The organism is Pyxidicoccus sp. M15, assembly GCF_056858435.1.
The window spans coordinates 8,177,495-8,195,441 of record NZ_CM166495.1 but is presented as its reverse complement, the minus strand read 5'-3'; the positions used below and the strand labels follow the sequence as shown (position 1 = coordinate 8,195,441).

Genomic DNA, 17,947 nt, shown 5'->3' with positions numbered 1-17,947 from the left:
CCTACGGACGCAGGCGGCGGTACTCGCCCGTGCTCAACATCAGGACGAGGTCGGCGCCGTCGCGCATCCACACGCGGCCGTCGGAGTCCACCCCGGCGCCCAGGCTGCCCACCACCTGGTAGCGGAAGAGCTCCCGCGCCTCGCCGCCGGGGGACTGGTCCACGCCGACGATTTCCGCGGGCAGCGTGCCCAGGTTGCCCGTCTTCTGGGGCGCGTTGAGGAAGAAGAGCTCCGAGCCCCGGCCCTTCAGGATGTTCTGCACGTGCAGCGCCCCGTTGGCATCCAGGGAGCGGCTCTCCTTGGTGCGGATGGCGCCGCCGTTGGCGTCGAGGAACCAGACGCGCTGGTTGCTCATCGCCAGGACGCGCGAGGACTCCGGATGGACGTACAGCCTCGCGAGCGGCGCGGGCAGGACCGGGCCCAGCCAGCGGTTGTTGGCCCCCTCGCACTCCTGCGTGGTGCCCGACGGGTTCGCGACGCAGGCGGTGACCTGCGACTGGTTGTTCGCCAACTGGTCGCCCAGGTACAGGATGGTGCCGTCCGCGTTGAAGGCGCCCAGGGGAACGCCTTCATCCACCGGGATGACGCGCAGCTTGTACGAGCGCTCCGCGAGAATCTCGCCCCCTGTGTCAGGCGCGGCGTTGGCATTCAGCTCGCGCACGAAGACGCCCGTCACCAGGGCGCTGGTGTCCGGCACCGGCCCCATGGCGGCAATCTTCACGACGCCCCCCTCGAGGGCCAGCGGCGGGGCGAGCATCTCCCCCAGGGCCTTGAAGAACCACTTCACCGTGGCGACGGTCTGCTCGTTGCCGCCGGGCATGTGCGACACGCGCCGCACCTCGTCGATGCTGTTGACGATGAGGGCATCGCCATCCGGCAGCACCGACAACATGACGGGCCTGAGCTCGGTCGGCGTCCTCGCGGTGATGGTCAGGCTGGAGTCGAAGGCCATGGCGCCCGCCCCCGGCGTCCACAACCAGCGCTTGCCGCTGTTGCCATTGGGCGCGGTGATGACCGTCTCGGCGGTGCAGGCGACGGGCATGTTCTTCTGCGCCGTCACCTTGCCCGTGGCATCCACCTTGTAGAGGATGGAGATGCCCGCGCCGTCGACGCCGCAGCCGATGAAGCTGGCGAGGGAGGTGCTTCCGTCGACGATGAAGGCGTCGGTGACGACCTGCTCGCCGTTGGCCGGGGCCGTCACCACGCGGGTGACGGGAAGGAAGGTGGCCGGCTGGGGCTGGGACTTGTTCTTCCGGCCGTCCTTGCACGTCGCCTCGGCGTTCAGCGACAGGTAGGCGGCCATGCCCGCCGTCGGGAACGGGACGTCCGCGGGCAGCAGCTCCAGAGGGACGTCTCCCGTGGTGTAGGAGAACGACTTGAGGAGCGTGTCCCGGTCGTACACGTTCAGGCTCGTCACGGCGTCGCAGCCGGACACGTTGACGATGAACTTGAAGCTGGTCCCCGCGACCACGGTCCTGGGCACCGTGAGGGCGACCTGGGGCGGATCCGGGGTGGAGGGGGGCTTGGGGTCGCCACAGGCGGCGGCCAGGCTGGCGGCGACGGCGAGGGCGGCGCGCCGCGCGTGCCGCGTCAGGGGTGGATGGGGCATGGCGGAGCACTCTACCGCGTACCCACCGTCCGGGCATCACCGGGGCGGGCGGGAAGGGGCCTGACCCGGGTGGCGGGGGCCCGGGGCGGGCGTTAGGAGGGGTAAACGCCAGGAGATTGCAATTGCAGCCGTGCTGGCGCCTGATCGACGGCGGGCGGGGCGGCCGGCCGGGCATCGCCCCAAAGGAGGCGCGAAGCACTCCTGTACTGACGCGGACCGTGATAGCCAGCCGGGGTGCATGAGGGAGGGCCATTGGCGGGGACGGGGGCGCGAGCCGCACGGACGGTGCGGCCGGGTCGCGCAGCTTCTCTCACATGCCCACCCTCTCACCGATGTCCGCCGCTCTGGCTCCAGGGCGTGTTCGGCGGCATGATCCGGATCCGAACCATGTACCCTTCCGCACGCAGTGATTTGACGCAGCCTCCCCACCCGTCCTTTCCGGACCGGCGGGTCCGAGGTTCACCGTGAGAGTCGAGATGCAGCCGGATCAGCGGGGACGCGTGCTGGTGGTGGCCGCCAAGGAGGCGGGTGACGCGCTCTTGGAGCGGCTCACGGCGAGCGGCTACCAGTGCGCGTCGGCGGAGAAGGAGAGCGGCCTGGCCCAGGTGGCCGAGGCCCTCCAACCCGAGGTGGTGCTGCTGGCGGTGACGGCGAAGCGGGCGGCGGAGATGCTGGACTCGCTGCGCAAGCTGGAGCGGCTGCAGCGGCTGCCGGTGCTGGTGGACCTGGGGCGCACACGCTCCGCGGAGGCCTTCAAGCGTCTGGCAGTGGACGATTGGATTCGCAGCGCGGACGAGGTGGTGCCCAGGCTGGAGGCGGCGCTGCGCGCGGGCCGGCTGCGCGACAGGGAAGAGCGCATCCGGATGCGGATGGGGATGCTGCTGGAAATCACCCAGGCGGCCACCAGCTCGCTGGAGCTGGAGGAAATCCTCCGCATCGCCGTGGACAAGGTGGGCCGCGTCACCGGGACGGACCGCTGCTCGGTGGTGCTGGTGGAGGGCAGCCATGCCCGCACCGCCCGCGTGGTGGCCACGCAGGAGGACCCGAGCCTCGTCGAGCTGGACATCGAGGTGGCCCGCTACCCGGAGCTGCGCCGCGCGCTGGAGACGCGGCAGCCGGTGCTGATTGAGGAGGCCCAGAGAGACCCGCTGATGGCGGAGGTGCGCACCTCCCTCGTCCCGCTGGGCGTGAAGTCCATCCTGGTGCAGCCGCTCATCTGCCAGGACGACCTGCTGGGCGCGCTGTTCCTGCGCGTGTCGCGGGTGGACGCGTCCTTCGGCCGGGACGAGCAGGAGTTCGCCCAGGCGGTGGCGGGCGTGCTCGCCAACTCCATCCGCAACGCGCGCCTGCACACCGCGGTGAAGAAGAAGCGCGAGGACCTGGAGCTGGCGTACGTGCAGCGCTACCAGGAGCTGAACGACGCCAACCGTCGCCTCAAGGAGCTCAACCGCCTCAAGGACGAAATCATCGCCGTCTGCAGCCATGACCTGCGCGCGCCGCTCCAGGTGCTCCTGGGGCACGGCCGGCTGCTCCAGGAGGGCCCGCTGGAGCCCCAGCAGCGGCAGTCCTCCGAGGCGATGATCCGCCAGGGCAAGAAGATCCTCGGGCTCGTCGAGTCGCTGCTGGAGAAGGGCAAGGGCGAGGCGGCGCGGCTGTCCATCGAGCCGCGCGTGCTGGACGTGGCGCAGCTGTGCCGGGACGCGGTCAACGAGCTGGAAATCCTCGCGGCCGACCGCGGCGTGTCCTTGCGCGCCGAGTGCCCCGACAGCCTGATGCTCATCGGCGACGAGGTGAAGCTGCACGAGGTGCTGCAGAACCTCATCACCAACGCCATCCACCATGCCGCGCAGGACGGCGAGGTGGTGGTGAGCACGCAGCGGCTGGCGCGGCCGGACGGCGACGCGGCCAAGGTGTGCGTGCAGGACGACGGCGTGGGCATTCCCCCGGACGAGCTGCACCTGGTCTTCGACCGCTACCGTCACGGCGGCAAGGGCACGGGCCTGGGCCTCGCCATCTGCAAGGAGTTCGTCGAGCTGCACGGCGGCGAAATCTGGGCGGAGAGCCCGAAGGACAAGGGCTGCATCTTCGTCTTCACACTGCCCCTGGCACAGGAGGCCCCGCGCAACCCGAGGCCGCAGCAGCCCGCCGCGACGTCTCCGCAGGAGCAGCCGCGCGTGCTGGTGGTGGAGGACGAGCCGGAAATCGCCGCGGTGCTGTCGGAGGTGCTGCGCTCGAAGTACCGGGTGGAGGTGGCGCGCGACGGCGCGGAGGGCCTGGCCAAGGCGCGCGCGCAGCGGCCGGACCTGGTGGTGATGGACGTGTTCCTGCCCAAGCTGGACGGGCTGGACGCGGCCATGGCGCTCAAGTCCTCGTCGGACACGGCGAACATCCCCGTCATCCTCCTGTCCGCCCACCAGGGCGTGGCGGAGAAGGTCCGCTCGCTCAACCTGGGCGCGGTGGACTACATGAGCAAGCCGTTCAACGCGGTGGAGCTCCTCAACCGCACCGAGCGCGCCCTCAAGCTGCGCCAGGGCGAGCGCGAGCAGCAGGAGAAGGAGCGCTCCAGCCACCTGCAGCGGCGCACCGGCAGCGACCCGGCCACGGGCCTGCATGACCGGCGCGGCCTCTTGCTGCGGCTGGAGCAGGAGGTGGCGCGCAGCCGTCGCTTCCACCGCTCGCTCAGCCTCGCGGTGCTGCGGCCGGACCGGCCCGTGGAGACGCTCCCCGCCAGCATCGCGGACATCATGCGCAAGCGGGTGCGCCACCCGGATGCCATCTCCCACCTGGGCGGGGGCGTCTTCGCCGTCATCCTCCCCGAGTGCCAGGCCGAGCCCGCGCGCAACGTCATCAGCCGCATGCTGCCGGACGTGGAGAAGGCCACCGACACCGAGTACCGCTCGGCGGTGGCCGACGTGAGCCAGGACAGCGACCCGGTGGAGAAGCTGCTGGAGAAGCTGGGCGCGCCGCCGCCGGAAGAGACCTGACGGCCGGCCTGCACGCCGGGCGGGGCCGCGCTAGACTTCCTCTCGCGTGAGCCCCTCCCGCCTCCTCGTCTCCGTCCTGCTGGGCGCCTTCGTGGCGCGGGGGGCCCTCGCGGCCCCTCCGCCCAGGCGCCCGCGCGTGGACCGCGAGGCCATGCGCGAGGCCATGGACGCGGCGGCCTCGGACGACGAGTCCTTCTCGTCCTCCGCCAGCTACGCCAACTACCTCCAGGCGCGGCTGCTGCACCATGCCGGGGACCACCGGGGCGCGGTGGACGCGCTGCGCCTGGCCCTGGCCACGGAGGACGGGCACCCGCTGCTGCTCACCCGGCTGGCCGAGGAGTACGCGCGGCTGGGGGACCTGGACAAGGCCGAGCGCGAATTGCGCCGGGCGGTGGAGCGCGCCCCGGCGTACTACCCGGCCCACGTGCTGCTGGGGCGCGTGCTGCTGGAGTCCGGCCGCTTCACCCGGGCGCGGATGCACCTGCGGCGCGCGGTGGCCCTCAAGCCGCGCGAGCCCGAGGCCTACCTGGTGCTGGCCCAGCTGAACCTGGAGGCCGGCGCGCCCGACGAGGCGGTGAAGGTGGTGGAGGCGCTCGCGGTGGCGCTGCCCGGCGAGGCCTCCGGCTACCGGCGCCTGGGGCTGGCCCTGGCCGAGCGCGGCGACGCCCTGCGCGCCGAGCGCCTGCTGGGCGAGGCCAGCAAGCGAGACCCGGGCGACGTGGAGGTGCTGGCCGCGCTGGCGAAGCTGTACGAGGAGTCCGGCCGTCCCACCGAGGCCGAGGACGCGCTCTCTCGCGCGCTGCAAAGAGACCCGGACAGCCAGGAGGTGCTGCTGGCCGCGGGCCGCGCCGCGCTCAAGGCCGGCTCCGTGGTGCGGGCCCGGGCGTACTTCGACCGGCTGCTGTCGCTGTCCACCGAGCCGGAGACGGTGGTGCGGGTGGCCTTCAGCTTCCTCGCCGCGCGCGAGCCGGCCGCCGCCGCGGAGGTGCTGGACGCGGCCCGGAAGGCGGGCGCGGACGAGCCCCGGCTGGCCTACTACGCGGGCCTGGTGCAGGAGCGGATGCGCCGCTTCCAGGAGGCGGCGGACGCGTTCGCCTCGGTGCCCGCCACCTCCGAGGTCTTCGCCGACGCCCGCCTGCGCCGCGCCCGCTGCCTGTCGCTGGCCGGCGCGCACCCGCGCGCCCTGGCGCTGCTCAAGGCCGCCCTCCAGGACGCGCCGGAGGACGTGGAGGTGCGCACGCAGTACGCCCGCGCGCTGGAGCGGGGTGGGGCGCCCGCGAAGGCGGAGGCCGTGCTGAAGGAGGGGCTGTCCGCCGCGCCCTCGCCCACGCTGTACGACGCGCTGGCCGCCACGCTCCAGCGGCAGGGCCGGGGGGCGGAGGCGCTGTCCCTGCTCCGCGCCGCGGTGGCGAAGAGCCCCCGGGACGAGGAGCTGCTCTACGTGCTGGGCGCGGCCCACGAGCGGCAGGGGGACGTGGACGGCGCGCTGGCGCGGATGCGGGCGGTACTGGAGGTGGCCCCGGACCACGCCGCGGCGCTGAACTTCCTGGGCTACCTGCTGGCCCAGTCCGGAAGGAACCTGGACGAGGCCGAGCGGCGGGTGCTCCGCGCGCTGGAGCTGCACCCGGACACCGGGGCCTTCCTGGACTCGCTGGGGTGGGTGTACTTCCAGCGTGGCGAGTACCAGCGCGCGGTGGAGGCGCTGGAGCGGGCCTCCCTGATTTCCCCGGACGAGCCCGTCATCCTCGAGCACCTGGGGGACGCCTACCAGCGGGCCTCCCGGAGCGAGGAGGCCGTCGGCGCCTGGCGCCGCGCCCTGGACGTGCTGACGCTGGACCCCGAGTCGGCGGAGCCCCCCGGACAGCGCGCGGTGCTGGAGCGCAAGCTCAAGGCGCTACCCACGCGTTCGTCGGGCCGCTAAGTTGATGCGCCTATGGCGCGTCACGACGAGGGCTTCTTCAACGGCAGGGATGGCACCCGGCTCTTCTGGAAGTCCAGCCTCCCGGACGGTGAGCCGCGCGCCCACGTGGCGGTGGTCCACGGCTACGGAGACCACTTCGGCCGCTACGGGTATGTCGCGGACGCGCTGCTCGCGGACGGCTTCGCGGTGCACGGCTTCGACTACCGGGGCCACGGCCGCGCGGACGGGCGCCGGGGCTACTGCGAGGCCTGGCCGCACTTCGTGGACGACCTGGAGACCTTCTGGCAGCGGGTGCGCAAGGACGCGGGCGGCAAGAAGACCTTCATGCTCGCCCACAGCCACGGCGGGCTGATGGCCGTGAAGTGGCTGGGCGAGCACAAGGTGGAGGGGCTGTCCGGAGTGGTGCTGTCGGCCCCCTACCTCAAGCTGGCGATTACGCCCCCGGCCCTGAAGCTCCTGGCCGCGCGCGCGGTGGGCCGGCTGGTGCCGTGGCTGCCCCTGAAGACGGAGCTGACGGTGGAGTCCCTGAGCAGGGACCTGGAGGTGCAGCGCGCCACCCGCGCGGACCCGCTCTACCTCACCGTCGTCACGCCCCGCTGGTTCCTGGAGTCCACCCGGGCCCAGGCCGAGGCAATGCTCCTGGCGCCGAAGATTCAAGCTCCGCTGTTCGTCCTGTGCGGCGCGGAGGACGGCGTGGCCGCTCCGGCGGCGGCGCGAGTCTTCTTCGAAGCGGCGGGGGCGGCGGACAAGAAGTTCAAGGAGTACCCCGGAATGCGCCATGAACCGCTCAACGAGGTGGGGCGGGCCGAGGTGTTCCGGGATATCTCCGGCTGGATCTCCGCGCATCTCTGACATAATCAGGGCGCCCGGCTCCTACGGAGGAGCTGGCGCTGGGTGAGGTCACCGCATGGCAACGGGTGAGACGGGCATCATCGGCAAGGGCATTGTCATCAAGGGCAACCTCACGGGAGGTGGGGACCTCGTCATCGAGGGCCGGGTGGAAGGGCAGATTGCCCTGAAGAACCACCTCACCATCGAGAGCACCGGGAAGGTGCAGGCGGACATCCGGGCCGAGGAGTTGACCATCAACGGCGAGGCGAGCGGCAACATCGACGCCTCGACCCGCGTGGCCATCAACGCTTCGGCCAAGGTGGCTGGCGACATCAAGGCGCCGCGCGTCGTCATCGAAGATGGGGCCGTGTTCAACGGCTCCATCGAGATGGACGTGAAGCTGCCGGACGACATCTGAGACTCACGCCGCGCACCGCACGGCACACACCTTTCGAGAGGGGCGGACAACACTCATGGCGAATACGGTCATTGGCTCGAGCATCGTCATCGACGGGGAAATCTCCGGAGACGAGGACCTGGTCATCCAGGGCACCGTGAAGGGGAAGATCTCCCTCAAGGAAAGCCTCTACGTGGAGGGCAGCGGCGTCGTCGAGGCGGACATCGAGACGCAGAACGTGGAGATTGCCGGCCGGGTGACGGGCAACATCGTCGCCAGCGACAAGGTCGAGCTGAAGACGGACTGCCGCGTGGTGGGCGACATCAAGGCCCCGCGCATCCTCATCGCCGACGGCGCCTCCTTCAAGGGCAACGTCGACATGGACATGAAGGAGCGCTGATTCGTGGCCACCGCGAAGGAGCTCTCGAGCAGCAACAACGTCAACAACACCGTGGTGGGGCCTTCCATCCTCATCAGCGGCCGGTTGACGGGCGACGAGGACCTCACCGTCCGCGGACGGGTCGAGGGTGAGCTGACGCTCAGCCGGACGCTCATCGTTGAGCCCTCCGGCGTGGTGAAGGCGAACGTGGCGGTGAAGAACGCCATCGTCAGCGGCGTGGTGGTGGGCAACATCAACGCCACGGAGAGCGTGGAGCTCACCCGCGAGGGCCGCATGGTGGGCGACATCCACGCCCCGCGCGTCATCATCGTGGACGGCGCCAGCTTCCGCGGCCGCGTGGACATGGGCGACGTGGAGCCGGGCCGGCTGCCGGCGGAGCGCCCCACGGTGGCGCGTCCGACGACGACGGCGCGTCCCACCGCGGCCCCGGCGCGTCCGGCACTGCCGACCGCGCGTCCGACGCCTCCTCCGCCGCCCGCGCGCACGGCGCCGGCTCCGGCCGCCACGCGCCCGAGCGCGGCTCCGGCGGCGCCGGCGACCCGTCCGGGGGCCAAGCCGATGCCTCCGCCTCCGCCGCCCACGCGCGTGGAGGCCCGTCCGGCGCCCGCGCCGGCTGAGCAGGCAGCCAGTGCCGAGCCGCCGACGCCGCCCGTGTTGGGGGCTGGTGCTAAGAAGAAGGTCGTGGTGAAGAAGAAGGCCCGCTAGAGCGCATCACCCGCGCCACCGACTCCGGTGGCGCGGGGGTGGGCAGACCAGGGGTGCCGCCATGGACGCCGAGCACAGGGTTGACGGACAGGAAGGGATGCCGGGGACGGAGGCCGTCGAGGGCCAGTCGCGCTCGGGGGAGGGCGGACACGCGGAAGGTGCGCCCGGAGAGCACCGCGCCGAGGGCGAACAGCACGGCGAGCACCGCCACGGGGCGCCCCAGGACGGTGGCCCCCGTGAGGGTGAGCACCGGGCCGAAGGCGGGCCGCACGGTGAGCACCGGGCCGAGGGTGGCCCGGCGGGTGAGCCGCCCCACGACGAGCACCGGACGGAGGGGAGCCCGGCGGGTGAGCCGCCCCACGGTGAGCATCGGGCCGAGGGTGGTGGTGAGCCGCACGGAGGAGAGCCCTCCGCCGGCGAGCCGCACGCCGAGGGAGGAGAGACCTCCCAGGAGACTTCGCGCGAGGCCGCGCCGGGCGAGGAGCCCGGGGCCGAGGCGCAGGGTGGTTCCGAGCAGCATGAGGAGTCCCAGGTGGCGACGGAGGACGAGTCCGAGCAGGAGACCGACGAGGGTGGGCTGCCGGAAGGGCTGTCCGCGCCGGAGGAGCGCCTGGCGGGGCGGGTGACGCTGGTGCTGATGCCCCTGGAGAAGCTCCAGGAAGACGACACGTTCCGTCTGCGTCCGGAGGGCGACGTGTCCGGGCTGGCCACGGACATCGCGCGGCTGGGACAGCTGTTCCCGGTGGACGTGCGTCCGTCCGGCGAGGACGGCTACCAGCTGGTCTGCGGCTTCCGTCGCGTGGCCGCGCTGCGCTTCCTCAAGCGGGACGCGGTGCAGGCGCGCGTGCACATGCGCCTGACGGACGAGGACGCGCTCCTCATGTCCCTGGCGGAGGCCATCCACGCCACGCCCGTGGAGCCGGAAGTGCTGGAGGCCAAGCGCGAGCAGCTGGAGGCGCAGGGCCGGCTGAGCGCGGCGGTGCGCGACATGCTGGAGAAGGCGCTCGCCACCGAGGACACGCTGGCGCCCGAGGGCGTGGAAGAGGAAATCGACGCCGACGAGCTGGCGTCGGACGTCTCCCAGCGGCTCGGCGCCATCAACCAGGACCTGTCGCTGCTGGCGGACGTGTTCGCCGCGCTGGACGACTCGCGCAAGGCGGAGCTCCTGATGCAGCTGAGGTACTCGTCGCAGCTGGTGGCTTACCTGGAGGGGTTGTAGACCATGGCGGAACCGCTCGCGCGAGACCGTGCCCGGCTGCTGGAGCTGCTCACGGAGCGCTCCTTCGAGCGGCGGCGCGTGGTGCTCTCGTCCGGCAAGGAGTCGGACTTCTACATCGACTGCAAGCGCACGGCGCTGCTCGCCGAGGGGCACTTCCTCATCGGCCGGCTGCTGCTGGAGGCCATCCGCCGCGACGCGCCCCAGGCGCTGGGCGTGGGCGGGCTGACGCTGGGCGCGGACCCGCTGGCGTCGGCGGTGAGCCTCACCGGCTACCTGTCCGGCCACCCGCTCCCCGCCTTCATCGTCCGCAAGGAGCCCAAGGGCCACGGCACCGGCCAGTGGATTGAGGGCCTCAGCGGCATGCCCGCGGGCGCGGCGGTGGCCATCGTCGAGGACGTCGTCACCACGGGCGCCTCCACGCTGAAGGCCATTGAACGGGCCCAGGCGGAAGGTCTCAAGGTCCTGGGCGCCTTCGCGCTGGTGGACCGGCTGGAGGGTGGACGCGAGGCCGTGGAAGCCGCCGGCCACCGGCTGTTCACCCTGTTCACCCGCAAGGACTTCATCCCGTGAGGAAGCCGTTCTCGTTCGTGGCGCTGCTGGCCCTGCTGGCCGGCTGTGTCACCACTCCGCCCACCGTCGGGCCGGCGCCGCCGGCGCTCGAGGACGAGCGGGCCGAGGAGGCCTACCAGACGCTCCTGGCGAAGTACTCGGGCCGGCACGAAATCTACAACGGCTTCGAGACACGCGTCTTCGTGGGCGCCACCCTGCAGACGTTGGCCTTCCGCGAGGCGCGGGTGCGCCGCCGGGCGGCCTTCCAGGTGCTGCCGGCCAACAAGGTGGAGCAGCTGCTCGCGGAGGAGCGCGCCCAGGCCGAGCAGGTCCACGAGTTCTTCCTCGGCGTGCACCTCAATGACTACCGCTACGGCGGCTTCGACCTGAAGACCTCCATCTGGCGCATGGCGCTGGTGACGCCCGCGGGCGAGGTGACGCCCACGCGCATCATCCGCGAGGGCCGGGTCGACCTCGACACGCGCGCCTACTACCCGTACACGGACGTCTTCTGGGTGGGCTGGAAGCTGCAGTTCCCCACCACGCTGTCCAACGGCCAGCCCGTCATCCCCCCGGGGACGCAGCAGGTGACGCTGCGCATGGCTTCCGCGCTCGGGAAGGCGGAGCTGACGGTGTCCGCGCAGTAGCGGCCGGGGCCCCGCGGGGCCTCACGTCTGGGTGTTGCGCCGCAGCCACTTCTCCACGGGCGGCAGGGTGGGGCCGGCGAGCAGTCGGTCCACCACCACCTCGGGCAGGGCGCTCACCGCGAAGGGCAGGGCCTGCGCTTCCGGGACGAAGCCCTCCTGCGCCATGTGCCGGGCCATGGCCACCAGCGGCTGGAAGTAGCCGCGCGTGTCCAGGAGCCCCATGGGCTTGCGGTGCAGGCCGAGCTGCGCCCAGGTGACGATTTCGAAGAGCTCGTCCAGCGTGCCGAAGCCGCCGGGCAGGGCGACGAAGGCGTCCGAGCGCTCCGCCATCAGCGCCTTGCGCTCGTGCATGGAGCCCACCATGTGCAGCTCCGTGAGGCCCGGGTGGGCAAGCTCCTTCGGGCCCATGAAGCCGGGCAGCACGCCCACCACCCGGCCACCGGCGGACAGCGCGCCGTCGGCCACCGCGCCCATGAGGCCCACGCTGGCCCCGCCATAGACGAGCGTCAGGCCGCGCCGGGCCAGCTCGGCGCCCATCCGCGCGGCGGACTCGACGTACTCGGGCCGCGTGCCGGGACGCGAGCCGCAGAACACACAGACGCTCTTCACTTCCATGTCACAGGCCCCCGCGCCGCTCGGGGTGGGCGGCGATGAAGGCCACCACGAGGCTGAGGAAGAGGAGGATGGGCAGGGCGCGCGCGTACACCCGGCGCCCCATCCGCAGGGCCAGCCCGCACGGCAGCCCGAAGAGGAAGCCGCCCAGGTGCCCCGCCCAGCTCACGAAGGGCAGCAGGCTCAAGACGGCCACCTGCGCCAGCCAGATGAACAGCTCCCGCCGACCCTGCTGCGTGGAGATGGGGAGCATGGCGCCCGCCCACCCCAGAATCATCCCCGACGCGCCCACCGTGGGGACGTCGAAGTCGAAGAGGAGCGAGAAGGTGGACGCGCCCAGCGCCCCGACGAGCGACAGCCCCAGGAAGCGCAGGCTGCCGATGCTGCGCTCCAGCGTGAAGCCGAGCGTCACCACCACGGACATGTTGAAGACGAGGTGCAGGAGCCCACCGTGCTCCAGCACCGCGCCCAGCAGCCGCCAGTACTGGCCGGCCTGGACGGCGGGCCCGTACAGCCCCAGCGGGGGCAGCCGCCCCACCCGCACCCCGTCCACGACGATGTACTGGGACAGCGGGAGGAACTGCTCCGCCCCGAAGAGCGCCACCGCGCCCACGAGGAGCGCCTGGCTCACCCACGGCCGGGGCAGGGGCCCGGTGGGCGGAGGAGGCGCGCCCGCGGGCCCGCCCTCGGGAGGCGGAGCGCCGTCCCCGCCGCCAGGGCCAGGGGGGAGCGAGTCGAGCATGCTGCCGCGCTGGGGGGACGCCATGCCGGCTCACAGCCCCCTGGTCAGCACGGTGTCGCGCAGCCAGTGGTGGTCGTCGGTGTGTGGGTAGTCGAGCGTGAAGTGCAGGCCGCGGCTCTCCTTGCGGCGGCTGGCGCAGTCGACGATGAGGTAGGCCACCTCGGCGATGTTGCGCAGCTCGATGACGTCGCGAGTCACCTTGAAGTGCCAGTAGTAGTCGCGAATCTCCTCGCGCAGCAAATCCAGCCGGCGCCGCGCGCGCATCAGCCGCTTGTCCGTGCGGACGATGCCCACGTAGTTCCACATCAGCCGGCGAATCTCGTCCCAGTTGTGGGTGACGACGACGCTCTCGTCCGACTCCACCGCGCTGCCCGCGTCCCAGGCCGGCGGGTCCTCGGTGCGGCCGGGCAGGCCGGCCAGCTCCTCGAAGGCCACCTTCACCGCGCGGTGGCCGAACACCAGCCCCTCCAGCAGCGAGTTGGACGCGAGCCGGTTGGCGCCGTGCAGGCCGGTGCACGCCACCTCGCCAATGGCGTAGAGCCCCGGCACGGTGGTGCGCCCGTCCAGGTCCGTCACCACGCCGCCGCACTGGTAGTGGGCCGCGGGCACCACGGGGATGGGCTGCACGGCCATGTCGATGTTGAAGGCCTTGCAGGTGGCGTAGATGTTGGGGAAGCGCTCGGTGAGAAAGGCGCGGCCCAGGTGCGTCATGTCCAGGTAGACGCACTCGTCACCGGTGCGCTTCATCTCCGCGTCGATGGCGCGCGCCACCACGTCGCGCGGGGCGAGCGCGCCCATGGCGTGGTAGCGCTCCATGAAGGTGGCGCCGCCCTTGAGGCGCAGCTTGCCGCCCTCGCCGCGCAGCGCCTCGCTGATGAGGAAGCTCTTGGCCTCCGGGTGGTACAGGCAGGTGGGGTGGAACTGGTAGAACTCCATGTTCGCCACCCGCGCGCCCGCGCGGTACGCCATGGCCACGCCGTCGCCCGTGGCCACGTCCGGATTGGACGTGTAGAGGTACACCTTGCCCGCGCCGCCGGTGGCCAGCACCGTCACCTTCGCCAGGAAGCGCTCGATGTTGCCGTTCTCCAGCAGCGCGTACGCGCCCAGGCACCGGTGGGCGCTGGGGTTGGGCATGCGCCGGTCCAGGATGAGGTCGATGGCGGCCGTGTGCGGGAAGAAGGCGATGTTGGGCGCCTCGTCACACGCGGCCAGCAGCGCGCGCTGCACCTCGCGGCCGGTGATGTCCCCCGAGTGGATGATGCGGCGGGCGGAGTGGCCGCCCTCGCGCGTGAGGTCGAACTCGCCGGAGAGGTGCTTGTTGAAGTCCGCGCCCAGCTGCACCAGCTCGCGCACGCGCTCCGGGCCTTCCTTCACCGTGACTTCCACCGCGTCCCGGTGGCACAGGCCCGCGCCGGCCACGAGGGTGTCCTCGATGTGGGCGTCGAAGCTGTCGGTGGGCGCCAGCACGCTGGCGATGCCCCCCTGGGCGTAGGCGGTGTTGCTCTCGCCGCGCTCCCGCTTCGTGACGACGGCCACCGTGCCATGCCGGGCCGCCTGGAGGGCGAACGAGAGGCCCGCCACGCCGCTCCCGAGGACGAGAAAGTCGAACCGATGGGGCATGGCGGACAGCCTTAACGACTGTAAGTGCTGGAAACAAGGCGTTTTCTTGAGGACTTTCCTGCGCTTGTCTAAGGTTGAGGGCTGCCGATATGCGTGCCCTCCTTGCGCTCCTCGCAACCGCCCTGCTGGCCCTGCCGCTGACGGCGGGGGCGTCCGAGTCCATCTACCGCTACGTCGAGAAGGACGGGACCATCGTCTATACGAATGTCCCGCCCTCCGGCGCCAAGAAGGCCAAGCAGCTCAAGGGCTCCTTCACGCCCGCGCCGACGAAGAGCGCGCCCGTGGTGGGGCGCAGGAAGACGCCGCCGGAGCTGGACCCGCACATCGCGGCGGCGGCGCAGCGCTACCGCATCCCCACGGCGCTGGTGCGCGCCATCATGCACACCGAGAGCAACTTCAACCCGAACGCGCTGAGCCACAAGGGCGCCAGCGGGCTGATGCAGCTGATGCCGGCCACCGCGTCGGACATGTACGTGAAGGACATCTTCAACGAGCGCGACAACATCGAGGGCGGGGTGCGCTACCTGCGCGTGCTCGCCAACCAGTTCGATGGCGACATGGTGAAGATGATTGCCGCGTACAACGCCGGCCCCGAGGCGGTGAAGCGCTACGGCGGCAAGGTGCCCCCCTACGAGGAAACGCAGGGGTACGTGCGCAAGGTGCTCCAGCTCTACTTCCACTACAAGGAGCGCGAGCGGACCGCCGAGAGCGGCCCCCGCGAGCCCACATCCCAGAATGACGACGCGCGCGAAGGGGCGGGGGGAGACGAGCCCCGCTGACGACGAGTTCCTCCAACAGCTCTACCGCGGTGGCGAGCTGCTGGCCGCCGGGAAGGTCATCGAAGCCAAGGAGTTCCTGGAGCGCGCCCACCAGCTCCAGCCCCGCCAGGAGAAGGCGCAGAACCTGCTGGGCCTCTGCTACTTCAAGCTCGGCATGTTCGACCGGGCGGCGGAGCTGTACGAGATGCTGGTGCGCGACAACCCGGTGGACCCGACACTGCGGGTCAACCTGGGCCTCGTGTACCTGAAGACGAGCGCGCTCCAGCGCGCCGCGCGCGAGTTCGAGACGGCCACCGACCTGGCCCCCGAGCACCAGAAGGCCCAGAACTACCTGGGCCTGACGCTCGCGCAGATGGGCGAGTACGGCCGCGCGCGCGAGCACTTCCTCCTGGCGGGCAGCGACGCCATGGCGGAGAAGATGAGCCGCGCGATTGCCGGCGAGGGCTTCTCCCGGCCCGCCCCCACGCCGCCCGCGAAGGCCCGCGGCATCGCGGAGCTGGAGGGCGGCGAGCCGGTGGCCGCGCCGGCCCCCGCCGAGCCTCCCCGCGCGCCGGGCCGCTCCGGCGGGCTGACGGAAGGGGACTGGGGCGCGCAGTTCGGCCTCGACGCGGGGGCGAAGCCGGCCTCCAGCGCCGCGGCGCTGGCCGCCGCGGCAAGGCAGGAGCCGGAAGAGGAAGAGGAGGAGATTCGCCTCGCCGAGGACGAAGGACCCAGCGCCCTGTCGTCGTCCGGTGGGGAGGAGCTGCCGGTCCTCACCGCCACGCCCGAGGACGCGGAGGAGCTGGCCATGGAGGCGCAGCACGAGCCTCCCGCCGCGCAGCCGTCGCCGGACTCGGAGTTCGAGGAGACCTCCGCCGCGCTCGCCGCCAGCGTGCCGCTCACCCCGGTGCCGCTGACGAAGCTGCAGCTCGCGCGCGTCGTGGCCTCGGGGCCCGCGGGCATGGTGCCCAGGGCGGCGGGCACGGGCCCGGCCGCTCCGTCGGGCCCTGACGCGGTGGCTTCGGGGCGGACCCGTACGGCTCCGGCCGCATCGGCTCCGGCCGCCGCCGCCCCCGGCTCCGACACCGCCACGGCTCCAGAAGCCGACGCCGTCCCGGCCGAGGCCCCGTTCACCCCGGGCGGCGCCGGGGCGCTCACGGGCGCCACCGTGCCGCCGCTGGCCGAGCTGGCGCCCGCCGTGGCGCTGGTGGGCGCGGACGCGGCGCACCCGTTCATGCTGGGGGAGGGGAGCTTCTCGGTGGCGGTGGACGGGGAGCTGCTCACGCGGCTGGACGGGCTGGTGGCCTTCAGCGGCCCGCTCGCATTCCAGCCGGAGATGAAGCGCTTCCGGGGCCGCGCCACGGACAAGTCCTTCGGCGAGGGCCCGGCGCGGATGGTGCGCGCCCGGGGCAGGGGCGTGCTCTACGTGGAGCCCTCCGAGAAGCGCACCTTCCTCGCGGTGGACCTGGGCGACGACTCCGCCTACTTCCGCGACGAGTGCATCTTCGCCTTCGAGGAGCCGGTGATGTTCGAGAACGGACGCGTGCCGTCGGACATCGCCCCGGACCTGGACCTGGTGCACCTGCGCGGGCAGGGCCGGGTGCTCTTGAGCCTGCCGGGGCCGCTGCGCTCGGTGCCGGTGGGGCTGGAGGGCGCGGTGACGGTGCCGCTGACGCACCTGGTGGGCTGGCACGGCAACCTCACGCCCCGCGTCGTGCCCCTGCTCAAGTCCCCCACGGGAGAGGTGCTCCGGACCGCGGTGGAGCTGGGCGGTGAAGGTTTTGCCCTCATCGCCCTCGGTGTCCGCTAGAAGGTGCGTGCCATGGCCTCGGACCGAGCGACCCGGAAGAAGCTGAAGCGAGAGGAGCGGGCGCGCCGCCGCGCGTTGCGACAGCCCAGCGTGCTGGTGCAGGAGTTCTGGAACCTCCCCAACATGCTCACGCTGGGGCGCATCCTCCTCATCCCGCTCTTCGTCTGGCTCACCTACGACGCGGACCCCCTCAACTCGCTGTGGGCGGGGCTCGTCTTCGCCGTGGCCTCCATCACCGACGTGATTGACGGCTACCTGGCGCGCAAGTGGAACCTCATCACCGTCGTCGGCAAGTTCATGGACCCGCTCGCCGACAAGCTCATCGCCATGGCCGCCCTGGTGATGATGGTGCGGCTGGGCCGCATCGCCGCGTGGGTCGTCATCGTCCTGCTGGCGCGCGAGCTCATCGTCAGCGGCCTGCGCACCATCGCCGCCAGCGAGGGCATGGTCATCGCCGCCGGCCAGGAGGGGAAGTGGAAGACGTCCCTCCAGCTCGTGGGCATCATTTCACTCTGCGTTCATTACGTTCACCCGCTGCAGGTCGGCGCCACCGCCGTGCCCGTGGACTACAACCTCGTGGGCAAGGTGCTCGTCTACCTCTCGGGTGCCTTCTCGGTGTGGAGCGCCGTCGTCTACTTCCGTGCGTTCCTCGCCATGCTCGCGAAGCGTGGAGGCGAGCCCACGGGTGCGAAAAGTGTTTGACGGGGCAGACCCGGCTTTGTATACCCCCCTTCGCTTTGGGCCTGCCGCACCCACCGGCCAGAAGTCAGCAGGAAGCAAGTTCAAAAAGCGGGAATAGCTCAGCGGTAGAGCATCGCCTTGCCAAGGCGAGGGTCGAGGGTTCAAATCCCTTTTCCCGCTCCAATTGAACTTCCTGATGCGGGAATAGCTCAGCGGTAGAGCATCGCCTTGCCAAGGCGAGGGTCGAGGGTTCAAATCCCTTTTCCCGCTCCAAACGAAAAGGCCCTCTGGGAAACCAGGGGGCCTTTTTGTTTTTGGCCCCCGGCACTCCACGCAGGGCGGGCCGAGCGTGCAGCGTGCTTGCGCCTGCAACGGTGCCAGCGTGCGGCCAGGCCAGCGGTGGGCCGCGCTACCGGCCCGTATCCTCGCTTCATGCGGCCGGCTTGCTGTATGGATACGCCC

The 17,947-nt window shown here is 71.7% G+C and carries 17 protein-coding genes and 2 tRNA genes; 14 read left to right on the top strand and 5 right to left on the bottom strand.

The features are described from left to right. Nucleotide 1 precedes the first annotated feature (1 nt). Nucleotides 2–1,609 (bottom strand): hypothetical protein, encoded by a 1,608-nt coding sequence (locus tag ACX9TP_RS30080; RefSeq protein WP_482974075.1) that lies wholly within the window; start codon nt 1,607–1,609, stop codon nt 2–4. Between the two features lie 476 nt (nt 1,610–2,085). Here ACX9TP_RS30080 and ACX9TP_RS30075 point away from each other — a divergent pair, with 476 nt between their 5' ends. The 6 genes from ACX9TP_RS30075 to bacP are packed head-to-tail and all read left to right on the top strand — an operon-like array spanning nt 2,086 to nt 8,847. Then, nucleotides 2,086–4,593, top strand: coding sequence for an ATP-binding protein (locus tag ACX9TP_RS30075; protein ID WP_482982241.1), 2,508 nt, complete (start codon nt 2,086–2,088; stop codon nt 4,591–4,593). Nucleotides 4,594–4,639: 46 nt separating this feature from the next. Then, nucleotides 4,640–6,514: a tetratricopeptide repeat protein gene (locus tag ACX9TP_RS30070; RefSeq protein ID WP_482974074.1), complete on the top strand. Its 1,875-nt coding sequence runs from the start codon at nt 4,640–4,642 to the stop codon at nt 6,512–6,514. Between the two features lie 12 nt (nt 6,515–6,526). Continuing rightward, nucleotides 6,527–7,366, top strand: a complete 840-nt coding sequence (locus ACX9TP_RS30065) for a lysophospholipase (protein WP_482974073.1) — start codon at nt 6,527–6,529, stop codon at nt 7,364–7,366. A gap of 55 nt (nt 7,367–7,421) precedes the next feature. Then, a complete protein-coding gene (gene bacN, locus ACX9TP_RS30060) occupies nt 7,422–7,763 on the top strand; it encodes a bactofilin BacN (protein ID WP_163998308.1) in 342 nt (113 codons plus the stop codon). A 55-nt stretch (nt 7,764–7,818) separates the two neighbouring features. Next, nucleotides 7,819–8,142, top strand: a complete 324-nt coding sequence (locus tag ACX9TP_RS30055; protein ID WP_002636698.1) for a bactofilin family protein — start codon at nt 7,819–7,821, stop codon at nt 8,140–8,142. A 3-nt stretch (nt 8,143–8,145) separates the two neighbouring features. Next, on the top strand, nt 8,146–8,847 hold the full coding sequence (gene bacP, locus ACX9TP_RS30050; protein WP_482974072.1) for a bactofilin BacP: 702 nt from the start codon (nt 8,146–8,148) through the stop codon (nt 8,845–8,847). On the opposite strand, the gene ACX9TP_RS30045 is transcribed toward bacP, so the two are convergent. After that, nucleotides 8,810–9,367 carry a hypothetical protein gene (locus tag ACX9TP_RS30045; protein WP_482974071.1) on the bottom strand — a complete coding sequence of 186 codons (558 nt, stop codon included), beginning with the start codon at nt 9,365–9,367 and terminating at the stop codon, nt 8,810–8,812. The genes bacP and ACX9TP_RS30045 overlap by 38 nt on opposite strands. A gap of 12 nt (nt 9,368–9,379) precedes the next feature. On the opposite strand from ACX9TP_RS30045, the gene ACX9TP_RS30040 reads away from it, so the two are divergent. The 3 genes from ACX9TP_RS30040 to ACX9TP_RS30030 are packed head-to-tail and all read left to right on the top strand — an operon-like array spanning nt 9,380 to nt 11,262. Then, entirely contained in the window at nt 9,380–10,066 is a 687-nt protein-coding gene (locus tag ACX9TP_RS30040) for a ParB/RepB/Spo0J family partition protein (protein WP_482974070.1), read from the top strand. Between the two features lie 3 nt (nt 10,067–10,069). Beyond that, entirely contained in the window at nt 10,070–10,636 is a 567-nt protein-coding gene (gene pyrE / locus ACX9TP_RS30035) for an orotate phosphoribosyltransferase (protein ID WP_482974069.1), read from the top strand. After that, the gene (locus tag ACX9TP_RS30030) at nt 10,633–11,262 is read left to right on the top strand and encodes a hypothetical protein (protein ID WP_482974068.1); all 630 of its coding nucleotides are present in this window, start codon (nt 10,633–10,635) and stop codon (nt 11,260–11,262) included. Before pyrE ends, ACX9TP_RS30030 begins: the two co-directional genes overlap by 4 nt. A 21-nt stretch (nt 11,263–11,283) precedes the next feature. On the opposite strand, the gene ACX9TP_RS30025 is transcribed toward ACX9TP_RS30030, so the two are convergent. From ACX9TP_RS30025 to nadB, 3 genes are read right to left on the bottom strand one after another with little or no spacing between them, the layout of a single operon-like run. Further along, nucleotides 11,284–11,877 carry an LOG family protein gene (locus ACX9TP_RS30025; protein WP_482974067.1) on the bottom strand — a complete coding sequence of 198 codons (594 nt, stop codon included), beginning with the start codon at nt 11,875–11,877 and terminating at the stop codon, nt 11,284–11,286. Nucleotide 11,878: 1 nt separating this feature from the next. Continuing rightward, nucleotides 11,879–12,640 carry a rhomboid family intramembrane serine protease gene (locus ACX9TP_RS30020; protein WP_482974066.1) on the bottom strand — a complete coding sequence of 254 codons (762 nt, stop codon included), beginning with the start codon at nt 12,638–12,640 and terminating at the stop codon, nt 11,879–11,881. 6 nt (nt 12,641–12,646) lie between these two features. After that, on the bottom strand, nt 12,647–14,236 hold the full coding sequence (nadB, locus tag ACX9TP_RS30015) for an L-aspartate oxidase (protein ID WP_482974065.1): 1,590 nt from the start codon (nt 14,234–14,236) through the stop codon (nt 12,647–12,649). Nucleotides 14,237–14,325: 89 nt separating this feature from the next. Between nadB and ACX9TP_RS30010 the strand changes: the two genes are divergently transcribed. From ACX9TP_RS30010 to ACX9TP_RS29990, 5 genes are all read left to right on the top strand, one after another. Next, nucleotides 14,326–15,015: a transglycosylase SLT domain-containing protein gene (locus ACX9TP_RS30010; RefSeq protein WP_482974064.1), complete on the top strand. Its 690-nt coding sequence runs from the start codon at nt 14,326–14,328 to the stop codon at nt 15,013–15,015. Then, a complete protein-coding gene (locus tag ACX9TP_RS30005) occupies nt 14,972–16,804 on the top strand; it encodes a tetratricopeptide repeat protein (RefSeq protein WP_482974063.1) in 1,833 nt (610 codons plus the stop codon). Before ACX9TP_RS30010 ends, ACX9TP_RS30005 begins: the two co-directional genes overlap by 44 nt. 12 nt (nt 16,805–16,816) lie before the next feature. Next, nucleotides 16,817–17,506 (top strand): CDP-diacylglycerol--glycerol-3-phosphate 3-phosphatidyltransferase, encoded by a 690-nt coding sequence (gene pgsA, locus ACX9TP_RS30000; protein ID WP_482974062.1) that lies wholly within the window; start codon nt 16,817–16,819, stop codon nt 17,504–17,506. Nucleotides 17,507–17,593: 87 nt separating this feature from the next. Beyond that, nucleotides 17,594–17,668, top strand: a tRNA-Gly gene (locus tag ACX9TP_RS29995). A gap of 15 nt (nt 17,669–17,683) precedes the next feature. Next, nucleotides 17,684–17,758, top strand: a tRNA-Gly gene (locus ACX9TP_RS29990). The last annotated feature ends 189 nt before the right edge of the window (nt 17,759–17,947 follow it).

Excerpts from the sequence above, each read along its gene's own strand:
- ACX9TP_RS30025 (WP_482974067.1), bottom strand. The coding sequence starts at position 11,877 with ATGGAAGTGAAGAGCGTCTGTGTGTTCTGCGGCTCGCGTCCCGGCACG.
- ACX9TP_RS30010 (WP_482974064.1), top strand. The coding sequence starts at position 14,326 with ATGCGTGCCCTCCTTGCGCTCCTCGCAACCGCCCTGCTGGCCCTGCCG.
- ACX9TP_RS30065 (WP_482974073.1), top strand. The coding sequence starts at position 6,527 with ATGGCGCGTCACGACGAGGGCTTCTTCAACGGCAGGGATGGCACCCGG.
- nadB (WP_482974065.1), bottom strand. The coding sequence starts at position 14,236 with ATGCCCCATCGGTTCGACTTTCTCGTCCTCGGGAGCGGCGTGGCGGGC.
- bacN (WP_163998308.1), top strand. The coding sequence starts at position 7,422 with ATGGCAACGGGTGAGACGGGCATCATCGGCAAGGGCATTGTCATCAAG.
- pyrE (WP_482974069.1), top strand. The coding sequence starts at position 10,070 with ATGGCGGAACCGCTCGCGCGAGACCGTGCCCGGCTGCTGGAGCTGCTC.
- ACX9TP_RS30005 (WP_482974063.1), top strand. The coding sequence starts at position 14,972 with ATGACGACGCGCGCGAAGGGGCGGGGGGAGACGAGCCCCGCTGACGAC.
- ACX9TP_RS30055 (WP_002636698.1), top strand. The coding sequence starts at position 7,819 with ATGGCGAATACGGTCATTGGCTCGAGCATCGTCATCGACGGGGAAATC.
- ACX9TP_RS30045 (WP_482974071.1), bottom strand. The coding sequence starts at position 9,367 with ATGCTGCTCGGAACCACCCTGCGCCTCGGCCCCGGGCTCCTCGCCCGG.
- ACX9TP_RS30080 (WP_482974075.1), bottom strand. The coding sequence starts at position 1,609 with ATGCCCCATCCACCCCTGACGCGGCACGCGCGGCGCGCCGCCCTCGCC.
- pgsA (WP_482974062.1), top strand. The coding sequence starts at position 16,817 with ATGGCCTCGGACCGAGCGACCCGGAAGAAGCTGAAGCGAGAGGAGCGG.
- ACX9TP_RS30020 (WP_482974066.1), bottom strand. The coding sequence starts at position 12,640 with ATGGCGTCCCCCCAGCGCGGCAGCATGCTCGACTCGCTCCCCCCTGGC.
- ACX9TP_RS30075 (WP_482982241.1), top strand. The coding sequence starts at position 2,086 with ATGCAGCCGGATCAGCGGGGACGCGTGCTGGTGGTGGCCGCCAAGGAG.